Origin of the sequence: Streptomyces sp. NPDC057137 (assembly GCF_042670825.1) — a bacterium.
Lineage (GTDB): Bacteria > Actinomycetota > Actinomycetes > Streptomycetales > Streptomycetaceae > Streptomyces.
On the sequence record NZ_JBHUUW010000030.1, the window covers coordinates 79,622 to 90,583 of the forward strand.

At 69.8% G+C, this 10,962-nt stretch carries 10 protein-coding genes; 1 reads left to right on the forward strand and 9 read right to left on the reverse strand.

Annotated elements, in window-relative coordinates; all coding sequences use genetic code 11:
• Positions 1–36: 36 nt before the first annotated feature.
• The 7 genes from ACFT9I_RS23225 to ACFT9I_RS23255 all read right to left on the reverse strand — a co-directional run bounded on the left by ACFT9I_RS23225 (position 37) and on the right by ACFT9I_RS23255 (position 8,899).
• Positions 37–1,263, reverse strand: a complete 1,227-nt coding sequence (locus tag ACFT9I_RS23225) for an amidohydrolase family protein (RefSeq protein WP_382567032.1) — start codon at positions 1,261–1,263, stop codon at positions 37–39.
• Positions 1,264–1,707: 444 nt separating this feature from the next.
• Positions 1,708–2,379, reverse strand: a complete 672-nt coding sequence (locus ACFT9I_RS23230; RefSeq protein ID WP_382567034.1) for a response regulator — start codon at positions 2,377–2,379, stop codon at positions 1,708–1,710.
• Positions 2,376–3,749, reverse strand: a complete 1,374-nt coding sequence (locus ACFT9I_RS23235; RefSeq protein WP_382567036.1) for a sensor histidine kinase — start codon at positions 3,747–3,749, stop codon at positions 2,376–2,378. The genes ACFT9I_RS23230 and ACFT9I_RS23235 overlap by 4 nt, the downstream gene beginning before the upstream one ends.
• A gap of 101 nt (positions 3,750–3,850) precedes the next feature.
• Positions 3,851–4,672 carry an ABC transporter permease gene (locus ACFT9I_RS23240; RefSeq protein WP_382567038.1) on the reverse strand — a complete coding sequence of 274 codons (822 nt, stop codon included), beginning with the start codon at positions 4,670–4,672 and terminating at the stop codon, positions 3,851–3,853.
• Positions 4,669–5,604, reverse strand: coding sequence for an ABC transporter ATP-binding protein (locus ACFT9I_RS23245; protein WP_382567059.1), 936 nt, complete (start codon positions 5,602–5,604; stop codon positions 4,669–4,671). The genes ACFT9I_RS23240 and ACFT9I_RS23245 overlap by 4 nt, the downstream gene beginning before the upstream one ends.
• Positions 5,605–6,008: 404 nt before the next feature.
• Entirely contained in the window at positions 6,009–7,283 is a 1,275-nt protein-coding gene (locus ACFT9I_RS23250; RefSeq protein WP_382567040.1) for an amidohydrolase family protein, read from the reverse strand.
• Between the two features lie 68 nt (positions 7,284–7,351).
• A complete protein-coding gene (locus ACFT9I_RS23255) occupies positions 7,352–8,899 on the reverse strand; it encodes an MDR family MFS transporter (RefSeq protein ID WP_382567041.1) in 1,548 nt (515 codons plus the stop codon).
• A 155-nt stretch (positions 8,900–9,054) separates the two neighbouring features.
• Here ACFT9I_RS23255 and ACFT9I_RS23260 point away from each other — a divergent pair, with 155 nt between their 5' ends.
• The gene (locus ACFT9I_RS23260) at positions 9,055–9,666 is read left to right on the forward strand and encodes a TetR/AcrR family transcriptional regulator (RefSeq protein ID WP_382567043.1); all 612 of its coding nucleotides are present in this window, start codon (positions 9,055–9,057) and stop codon (positions 9,664–9,666) included.
• 32 nt (positions 9,667–9,698) lie between these two features.
• Here the strand turns inward: ACFT9I_RS23260 and ACFT9I_RS23265 are convergent, their stop codons facing one another.
• Both ACFT9I_RS23265 and ACFT9I_RS23270 read right to left on the reverse strand, forming a co-directional pair.
• Positions 9,699–10,253: a hypothetical protein gene (locus tag ACFT9I_RS23265; protein ID WP_382567045.1), complete on the reverse strand. Its 555-nt coding sequence runs from the start codon at positions 10,251–10,253 to the stop codon at positions 9,699–9,701.
• 83 nt (positions 10,254–10,336) lie between these two features.
• Positions 10,337–10,819, reverse strand: a complete 483-nt coding sequence (locus ACFT9I_RS23270) for a nuclear transport factor 2 family protein (protein WP_382567046.1) — start codon at positions 10,817–10,819, stop codon at positions 10,337–10,339.
• Between the last annotated feature and the right edge of the window lie 143 nt (positions 10,820–10,962).

Genomic DNA, 10,962 nt, shown 5'->3' on the forward strand with positions numbered 1-10,962 from the left:
CACACACCCCGGCGTCCGGCGGGGCAGCCGGTTGGGTCAGTGGCCGGGCTGCCTGGCTCCTCGGCGCCACACGTCGCGGATGGACAGACTGTCGGAGATGTTACGAGTGGGGTCGCCGTCGACCAGGAGGAGATCCGCGCGGAGGTTCTCGGCGATGCGGCCCCGGTCCTTCAGGCTGAAGCGGCGGGCGGGGACCGAGGTGGCCGCCCGCAGGGCCTGGACGGGGGTGAGTCCCGCCCGGACGAGGAGCTGTAGTTCGTGGTGGACGCTGGCGCCGTGGGCGAGTCCGCCGAGGTAGCGCACGGCCACCGAGACATCGGTGCCGACCAGGATGTCCACCCCCGCCTTGTGGAGCGCGTGGACGCTCCCGAGGACGTCGTCGAAGTTGCCTTCCGGGTAATGGTTGAGGCTGCCGTGGCGCAGGGTGTCCAGCCACTCCTTGCTGAGTTTGGAGCTCACACGTTTGTCGGCGGCGAGTTCGGCGCCGGTCTCGCCCATGATCGATCTGTTGAGGCACAGGCACGCTGTGACGAACACCTTGGCGTCCGCGACCTTGCGGACGATCCTGGAGTCGGCGGGCCGGTCGATGAAGAGATGGACCAGGCCGTCGATCTTCGCGTCGATCGCCTGCTCGAAGGCCAACACGGACAGCGCGTGTGCCACAGCCATCTTGCCGAGCTTGTGTGCCTCGGCCACGCCGGCCACGATCGTGTCGTTGCTCAGGGCGGGCAGGTTGGGCGCGCCGAGAGTTGAACCGTCCTCAATCATGATCTTTACGTAGTCGGCTCCGTCCGCGACGACCCGGCGGACCAGTTTGATCGCCTCCTGCGGGTTCGAAACCCCCTCGTCGGGCGGCGGACCGGACCCGTTCTCCGTGTCCGCGCCGGTCGGGACACCGGGCGGACCCCCCTCGGGGAAGAGTTCGGCCGGGTGGCCGCCGGGCGCCCCGAGCCCGGTGCCGGCCGACCGGACGTCCGCGATGTCGTCGCGGTTGTCGATCTTCTTGGGGTCGTGGCCCCCGCCCTGCATTTCGAGTTCGGTGGTCACGCCGAAGAGCAGCGCGTTCTTCAACCCGTCGTCCGAGGTGTGCGTGTGGCCGTCGATCAGGCCGGGCATCAGTGTGGCGCCGGAACCGTCCACGACGGTGGCGCCGTTCGGGGTCTTGCCGCCGACCTGGACGATCTTGTGGCCCTCGATGACGACAGTGCGTGCGCTGACGACGCGCTCTCCGTCGAAGATCCTCACGTTTTCGATGGAGGTCATCCCGGAGCTTTTCCGGCTCGGCGCTTTGGTGTCGTTCTCGCTGCTGCAGCCGGACGTCAGCGCCGACGCTCCGGCGACCGCGGCGCTCGCGCCGACGGTTTTCAGCAAAGTACGGCGATGGATCCCGCACATAGGACAGCCCTTTCGCTTGAGACCCCCGGCCGGATCGGGCCGGCGTCGTTCCACGCCTGGGCGGTGTGGGAACGGTGACCCGTCGGTGGGGGCGGGGGAGCATTGCGGAGGCGATCGCAAGCTCTCGTGATGAGGCATGTTCGAGCGTGTTTCCGCCCGCGGCCTTGCCCTCAGCGTAGGAAGAGGAAGCAGCCGAACCCCCGGTACCACGGGGCTGATTCGGGGCTGGGCGAGGTACCGGGGTACCGACCGCGAGGGGACTTGGGGATGACCCGCCGACACCGTCGGGTCAGCGCGTCGAACGGCAGCCGGTCAGCGGGTTCCTACGAGGCCCGCCTCGTACGCGATGATGACGGCGTGGACACGGTCGCGCGCGCCGATCCTGGCGAGGACCTTGCTGACGTGCGTTTTGACGGTGGATTCGGCCAGCACCAGCTGGGCGGCGATCTCGCTGTTGGTGAGGCCCTGTGCCATGGCGAGCAGGACCTCGCCTTCCCGTTCGCTGAGTCCGGCCAGCCGGGGGTCGCTGTCCGCGCCACCGGCGCGGTCGCCCGGTTGCGGGCCTTGCCGGACGAAGGTGTCCAGCAGGCGGCGGGTCAGTGCGGGCGCCGCGACGGCGTCTCCCTCGGCGACCGCGCGGATGCCGGCGGTGAGTTCGCCCGGCAGGGCGTCCTTCAGGAGGAAGCCGCTGGCGCCGGCGCGCAGGGCACCGTAGGCGTACTCGTCCAGGTCGAACGTGGTGACCACGAGGACACGGGACCGGCCGCCGGACGCCATGATGCGGCGGGTGGCCTCGATACCGTCCACGCCGGGCATACGGATGTCCATCAGCACCACGTCGGGGCGTAGTTCGGCCGCCTGCCGTACGGCTTCGGCGCCGTTCGCGGCCTCGCCGACGACCTCCGTGCCGGGGTCGGCATCGAGAAGCATGCGAAATCCGAGGCGCTGCAGCGCGTGGTCGTCGACGATGAGGACCGTGGTCATAGGGGGTTCTCTCCGAGTGCGGGCGGCGGCAGAAGGGGCAGGGTGGCGTGGACGAGCCAGCCGCCGCTGCCCGTCGCCCCGGCGCTGGCTCTGCCCCCGCAGAGGGCGGCGCGTTCGGCGATGCCGACGAGCCCCCGGCCGGAGTGGCCGGTGTGGTCAGTGCGGTCAGTGCGGTCAGTGCGGTGCGTGTGGTCGGCGGGGGCGGGCACAGGTCTCGATACCGGGGGCCCACTGTCACGGATGCGCAGGTCCACCTCCCGGCCGGTGACACGCAGGGCCACCTCGACGGCGGTGTCGGGTCCCGCGTGCTTGAGACAGTTGGTCAGGGCTTCCTGGACGATGCGGTAGACGGCCAGTTGGACACCGGGGGACATGACGTGGTGATCGCCTTCCGTACGGTAGGAGATGCGCGGACCGGCGGCCTGGGCACGCTGGAGAAGTCCTGCGAGGTCGGCGGTGCCCGGCTGCGGAGCCAGGCCCTCGGCGGCCTCCCGCTCGCCGGGGCCCTCGCACCGGGCGCCGAGCGCGCGGCGCAGTTCGCTCAGTGCCTGGCGGCCGGTGCCGGCGATGAGGGGCAGGACTTCCGCCCCGCGACCGGTGTCGGAGCCGGCTCCGGCGCCGTCGGCGAGGGAGATGATCACGGCGAGATGGTGACCGACGATGTCATGCATCTCCCGTGAGGCGCGGGCGCGTTCGGCGAAGACGGCGAGTTGTTCGCGCTGCTTGCGGTCGACCTCCCGTTGCGCGGCCCGGTCGGCCAGGGCGGCGAGTTGCCCCTCACGTACGCGGAACACCAGGCCGACGGCGATGGCGGCGGTGGCGGCGCAGTAAGAGAAGAACAACGCGTACAGGGTCTGCTCGGTGAACGGCTTGATCCAGAGGGTGATGACGCCGAGAGCCGCCGTCGCGCACAGGGCCGACCACGGCAGTCTCCCGATCCGGTCGTAGCGGGCCGTCGAGTACAGGGCGATCATGAGACTGCCGATGGCGGTACCGAAGTCGGCGGACAGGAACCACTGGAGCAGACAGCAGAACAGCACCGCCGCCAGCGCGACGGACGGGGCCCGGCGACGCCAGAGAAGGGGGAGCGCCTGGCCCGCCATGGCGCCCGCGACCAGCGCGGAGGCCCCCGGGCCCAGGGACTCCACGGACACGTCCGGGACCGGCCCGGGGCTGGGGTCGTACAGATCGAGGAGTCCGCTCGCCAGCACGAGCAGCGCCAGCAGGGCGTCCAGCTGCACCGGGTGTGCGCGGCTCACCTTGCGCAGGGCGCCGGCCCAGCCCGCGGCCCGGCGCACCAGAGCACTGCTGCGCAGTACGTCGAGTTCGGGCGGGAGCGGTTCCCCTCGCCGTAGGTGGGTCGACCCCATTGCCTCCCGCTCTCTGTGAAGGTGTTCCGCCCAGGCGGCCGGCCACCGCGACCGCGGGGAGCGGTCGTGGCGGCCGGGGCCTGTTCGTACGCGTACGCCGCTCACACGTCGGAACGCTTGAGTCGCCACGCGGCACAGGCGGCCGCGACGGCCACCCAGCCCACCAGGGCCGCCAGGCCGACTCCGGGGCTGAGGCTGTCACTTGCCGGGTGGAGGGCGAACATCGAGGCGGCCGCGTTGCCGGGCAGGTAGGGGCCCACCGTCTCGTTCAGGGCGCCGGGCAGCAGATCGGAGAAGAACGGCAGCAGCATGAGGAGGCCGACCAGCAGGCCGATGCCACCGGCGACCGAGCGGAGCAGGGCCCCCGTCGTCACGCCCAGCACACCCATCAGGGCCAGCGACACCCCGGCGCCCAGGAGACTGCGTACCACTCCCGCGTCGGAAAGGCCCACCTCGATACCCGAGCCGCTCAGCATGGACCGGGTCGACAGGAACGCCACGAACGCGGCGACCGTGCTGACGGCGAAGGCGAGGGCACCGAACACGGCGATCTTGGACCACAGGACGGGCAGGCGGGCCGGGACCGCCGACAGGGTGGAGCGGATCATGCCGGTGGAGTACTCGCCGGCCATGACCAGGACGCCGAGCACCCCCAGCGTCAGCTGCGCGAAGTTGATCCCGCCGAGGGCCACGGCGACACCGTCGCCGATGTCCGCCATCGGACCCTCCTCGTCGGGCGCGTACGACGAGGCGAAGATCAGCGCGAAGGCGATCAGGACCACCAGGGTCAGCCCCAGCGTGACCCAGGTGGAGCGCAGCGAGCAGAGCTTGGCCCATTCCGAGCGCAGCACGCGGGTGCCGGTGACCCCGTGGGCGGCGGGTCGGGGCCGCGCGGGAGCGGTTTCGGTGACCAGGGTGTTCATACGGTGCTCCTGAGGGGGGTGCCGGCGGTGGTGCCGTGGTACTCGACGGCGTCACCGGTCATGGCCATGAACGCCTCTTCGAGGGAGACGGCCTGCGGGGTGAGTTCGTAGACCGGGATCGCGTACTCGAAGGCGGTCGTGCTGATCTGCCGCGCGTCCAGGCCGGTGACACGGAGTTCTCCCGAGCCCGTGGCGCCGGTGATCTCCACGTCCGGGCCGAGCAGCAGGTCCCGCAGCCGGTTCGGTTCCGCGGTGACGACCTTCACACTGCGGCCACCGGCGTCGAGGATGAACTGCTCGATGGTGGTGTCGGCGAGGAGCCTGCCCCGACCGACGACGATGAGGGCGGTGGCTGTCTGTGCCATCTCGCTCATCAGGTGCGAGGAGACGAAGACGGTACGTCCTTCGGCCGCGAGCCCGGTGAGGAGGTTACGGATCCACTGCACCCCTTCCGGGTCGAGCCCGTTGACGGGTTCGTCCAGCATCACCGTCCGCGGGTCACCGAGCAGCGCCGCGGCGATGCCCAGACGCTGGCCCATGCCCAGGGAGAACGCGCCGGCGGGCTTGCGGGCGACCGGGCCGAGGCCGGTCATCTCGATGACCTCGCGCACTCGGCGGCGGGAGATGCCGTGGGTGAGCGCGAGGGAGTTGAGGTGGTTGAAGGCGGAGCGGCCGGGGTGGATCGACTTGGCCTCCAGCAGGCTGCCCAGCTCCTGCAGGGGTGCCCGATGCGCCGCGTAGGGACGGCCGTTGACTCTCGTCGACCCGCCGGTGGGCGTGGACAGGCCCACGATCATGCGCATGGTGGTGGACTTCCCGGCGCCGTTGGGCCCCAGGAATCCCGTGACCACGCCGGGCCTGACGGTGAAGTCCAGCCCGTCGACGGCGGTCTTCTCCCCGTACTTCTTACTCAGCCGCTCTACTTCGATCATCATGCTTCCTCTGTCGTCCGACGCGTGGACAGTCCCGGGAGTACTTCCTCCGCCGGTCCTTCCTCGACAGTAGGAAGGGCGAGCAGCCCGACACCCGGTACCACGGGCTGATTCACGGCCGGCCGCGATACCGGGGTACCGCGGCCCAGGGGGACTTCGGGATGAGCCGCCGGCCCGGCTGCGCCACTCTGCGGACGCGATCCTGGCCATCCGGGGGGGCCTCCGCGCAGACCACTGCCTTCCGGGGAGGGACGGGCCGAACCGTGCCCGCCGGGGCGCTGTCCGCTTCAAGCGGCGGCGCCCCGGCGGGTGTTGCTCCACGGCGAGCCGTCCCGGGTCGGCCGGTCCGGGACGAACGATCCGGGCCGGACGATCCGGTTCGGTGGCCGGGGGGCGTCCGGTGGTCAGGCGGCGAGCCGGGTCCCACGACGCCAGACGGCCCGGGTGTTGAGGGTGTCGCTGATGGTGGTGGTGGGGTCGCCGTCGACCAGCAGCAGGTCGGCACGTAGACCCGCCGCGATGCGGCCACGGTCGCTGAGGCCGAAGCGCCGGGCGGTGGTGGAGGTGGCCGCGCGCAGGGCCTGCGCCGGGGTCAGGCCCGCTTGCACGAGGTACTGCAGTTCGTGGTGGACGCTGGCGCCGTGGGCGAGTCCGCCGAGGAACGTCATCGGCATGGACACATCGGTACCGGCGAGAAGGTCGACGCCGGCGTCCTGCAAGGCGCGCACGGACCCCAGCACGTCGGCGATCCTGCCCTGCGGGTAGTGGTTGAAGCTGCTGCGCAGCGTCTTCATCCAGGCCTCGTCCAGGCGGTCGGCGACACGTGCGTCGTCGGCCAGCCGGTCGCCGGTGATGCCCATCATGGAGGCGTTCAGCACGACGCAGGGTACGACGAAGGCACCCGAGTCCCGGATCAGGGTGATGATCTCGTCGGTGTGGGGGCCGTCCATGAACAGGTGGACCAGGCCGTCGATGCCGGCCTCGATCGCCATCCGGGTCGCATCGATCGTCAGGGCGTGGGCGACGGTGAGCTTGCCGTGCCGCTTGGCTTCGGCGACGCCCGCGTTCAAGGTCGCCCGGTCGAGCATCGGCAGGCCCGGGTGGCCCTCGACGGAGCCGTCGTCGACCATGAACTTGATGTAGTCCGAGCCGCGTTCGATCAGCTGCGGGATGAACGCGACCGCCTGCTCGGGGGTGGTGGAGAACGGCATCAGCGGTGCCGGTCCCGACGGCTTGGTTCCGGCGTTCGCCCCGGGCGGCGGCCCGGGGCGGAAGCCCTCGGGGAACAGCTCGCTGGGGTGGCCTCCCGGCGGGGTGATACCGAATCCGGAGGAGCGTACGTCGGCCACGGTGTCGTCGTCGGTGATGTGCGCGCGGTTGTCGGCGGTGTGCGTGCCCTGCATCTCCAGCTCGGTGGTCACCCCGAACCGCAGCGCCAGGGCGAGGGAGTCGGCATTGGTGTGAACATGGGCGTCGATCAGGCCGGGCAGCAGCGTCCCGCCCGCGGCGTCGACCACCTGCGCACCCTCGGGGGCGTCTCCGCCCACCGCGAGGATGCCGGTTTCGTCGAAGACGACGGTGGTCGCCTCCAGGGTCTGGTCGCCGTCGAAGACTCGCGCGTTGACGACGGCGACGGTCGTAGCTGCTTCCGGGGTACGGGAGGTGGGGGTGGTGTTCATGGTGGTGCTCCGTTCATGTCTCGCGGCTCATGTCCCGCGGCACTGTGCTGCCGTGCGCGGGGGTGATGTCAGTCGGCCGTGGCGACGGTGATGGTCTCGGGGGTGTTCTCGTGGGTCGTGGCGGGTGCGGGAGGGCCGGCCTTCTTGAGCGGGACCTCGATGACGACGAGCGCGGCGATGAAGGCGAGGGCGCAGACGATCGCGGCGGTGAGGAAGATGTGGCTGGTGCCGTCCGTGACCGCGGTGAGGTAGGCGTCCCTGGCGCCGACGGGCAGGTCGCGCAAGGCGTTCGGGTCGGAGTCGGCGCCGACGGGCAGGTGCGGCTGGACGGCGCGGGTGAACAGCGAGCCGAAGACGGCGACGCCGAGGGACCCGCCCAGGGTGCGGAAGAGGTTGGCCGAGCTCATCGCGGCGCCCATGTCGCGCAGGGAGACGCTGTTCTGCGCGATGGTGTTGGCCATCTGCATCGTGAAGCCCAGGCCGATGCCGACGAGGACCATGTACAGACCGGTCAGCGCGAGTGAGGTGTCGGCGTCCATGGTGGCCAGCAGGCCGAGCCCGACGGTGAGGAACACGGTGCCGACGACGGGGAAGATCTTGTACTTGCCGGTGGCGGACATGACCTTTCCGGCGATGGTCGAGACGATCACCACGGGGATCATCATCGGCAGCATCAGCAGGCCGGAGTCGGTGGCCGAGGCGCCCTGGACGTTCTGCTGGAACAGCGGCAGATAGAGGCCCGCGCCGAACATGACCACACCGGCGGCGAGGGTCATGACCATCGCCAGCGGGTAGTTGCGGTGGCCGGTGAACACACTCAGCGGCAGCAGCGGCTCACTGACCCGCTTCTCCACGCCGACGAACGCGGCGAGCGCGATCACGGCGAGGGCGCCGAGCGACAGGATCTGCCACGAGCCCCACGCGTAGGTGCTGCCCGCCCAGGTGGCGGCCAGGACGATCGCGGTGATGGAGAGGGTCAGCAGGCTGATGCCGGCCCAGTCGATCTTCGCCTTGATACGCGTGGCGGGAACGTGCAGCTTCAGCCACAGCCACACCAGGGCGACCAGGCCGAGCGGCAGGTTGATGTAGAAGGCCCACCGCCAGTCGAAGTGACCGGTGACGAAACCGCCCAGCAGTGGCCCGCCGATGGTGCCGATCGCCATGATCGAGGCGGTCATGCCCTGGTACTTGCCGCGCTCGCGGGGCGGTACCAGTGCGCCGATCAGCGCGAAGGCACCCGCACCGATGCCGCCGGCACCGATGCCCTGCACGACGCGGAAGGCGATCAGCTCGCCCATGGACTGGGCGGCTCCGCACAGGACGGACCCGGCCATGAACACGGCGATGGACGCCAGATACATGGGCCTGCGGCCGAACAGGTCACCGAACTTGCCCCAGATCGGGGTGGTGACGGCAGTGACCAGGGTGTACGCGGTCACGACCCAGGAGATGTGCTCCAGGCCGCCGAGTTCGCCGACGATCGTGGGCATCGCGGTGCTGACGACCATGTTGTCGAGCATCGACAGCAGCATCGCGAGCATGACGCCGAGCAGCACCCATCGCACGTCCTTCGGCACGGCCGACGGGGTGGAGGGGAGGGATTCGGCCTTGGACATGGCTGATCACTCCTTTCGGGCAACAGGGAAGGAGGAAGACGGGGAAGGGGCGGGACGGTGCGCCGTCGACCGCTTCCTCAGAAAAGCACATCGACTCATTAAGTGCAACTGATGCACTTTTGAAGTTGCCCAACCTTTGGGGTAAAGTCGTGACCATGCCCCAGACAGACTCCTCCGCCCCGGCAGCACCGATGGGCCGCCGCGAGCGCAAGAAGGCCGCCACTCGCCAGGCCATCGCCGACGCCGCGTTGCGCCTGTTCCTGGAGCGCGGGTACGACGACGTCGGCATCCGCGAGATCGCGGACGCCGCCGACGTGTCCACCACCACCCTGTTCAAGCACTTCCCCGTCAAGGAAGCCCTTGTCTTCGACGAGGACGCCGACCAGGAGGCCCGCCTGCTCGCCGCCGTACGCGAGCGCCCCGAGGGCCGGTCGATCCCCGCGGCGCTGCGCGAGCACGCACTGCGCCATCGCATGGCCGCCGCGGAGAGCGACCCCCGTTTCGCCGCGTTCTTCGGCCTGGTCAACAACACCCCGGCGCTGCGCGACTACGTCCAGGCCCTGTGGCTGCGCCACGCCGACGCCCTCTCCCGGGTCATCGCGGAGGAGAGCGGCCTGCCCGCGGACGATCCCGTCTGTACGGCCCTGGCCTGCTTCGCCCTCGAAGCCCCCCGCGTCGCGCGTGGTGACGACGACCCCCGACAGGCCGTCATTCGCGCCTTCGACCTCCTCGAAAGCGGCTGGGCCACTCTCGCCTCCGGCCGCTGAACTGCCGGTTTATCCAGCCCGTACCGCGAGCATCACTTGCCTCGGGCGGCCAACGCCCTGCGCGTGATGCTGTCGGCGTAGTTCGGCGTCTCCCGATGGTTGTGCGCGTCCGAGGCCTCCTGGCGCGCCGCCGCGGCCTGCTCGAACGTGATGCCGTTCGCCTCGTAGAAGTCCATCCCCTCCGTGGTCGGATGGGCGAGGATGCTGTTGCTCAACCGGCAGGTGCCGTCACCGTTGTCCGTGACGCGCAGTTCCCAGATCCCCTGCGAGGTGGTCCAGCCGTTCGGTGTGAGCGCGTCCGACAGCGACACCAGGCGCAGGTGGTGCTTCTCGAAGATGTCGTGCACCGCGTGCTGGATGGTCAGGGTCGTACCGATCATCTCGACGTTCAATGTCTCCCGGCGGCCGTCGTCGGTGATGCCTTGCGCACACGCCTTGTGCTCGCCCGGCGCGCAACGCTGGTACTCCTCGTCGGACAGGTTGCCCAGCCAGTCCGCGAGATCGACCTGGTCGATGGGCGCGCTCACGGTGCCATGAACCGTCGAGTCCGAAAGGACGAGATCTGCCAGAACCTTGTTCTCACTCATGTGGCGTTTTCCCTTCTCCGTGTTCATTGATGTCCAACTTGGCTGCTCCTGCTGGTAGCCCTGGCCTCTTGAGTGGTACGAGGTCAGCCGTCCGGGAGCAGGACGGACGGGTCGCCGGAGAACCACGCGCTGTCGATGGTGAGGCGGCTGATGCGCCATACCTCGCCGTCGCGAACCAGGTCGGCGTCGTAGCGGTTCATCATCAGGGCCTGCCTGGTCCGTTCGGGCTTGGGGCCCTCGCCGGCCGGGAAGTGCTGGGCCATCGCGTAACAGCTCAGCTTCGCGGTGTCGCCGTCCACGGTCGTACGGATGTTGCTGATCACGTGGCTGGTGTCCAGCGGGCCCACCGTGGGGATCAGTGCCTCCACCACGGTCTTGCGGGGCGTCAGGACAGGGAACTCCAGGCCGATCTTGGTGGTGGCGGGTGTCAGGTCGACCGTGGCGTCCTCGGTCAGCGACGAGATGAACAGGTCGGCGTCGCCGTGATCCAGGCCGGCGGCGTAGCGGTGCAACGCGTCCGCGATGGCGGCGCGGTCGACGATGAGTTGGAGTGTGTCGTCGTTCATGGGGTCCTCCGCGGGCGGGATGTTGTGGTTGAGCCGGAACAGGTTGTGTGACAAATCTGCTAACGATCACCAGATAGATGATGCGCTGACCTGGAGATCTAGTGATCGTTTCGGGATTGTGCGCTGTAGTGCGGTGCGGCTCT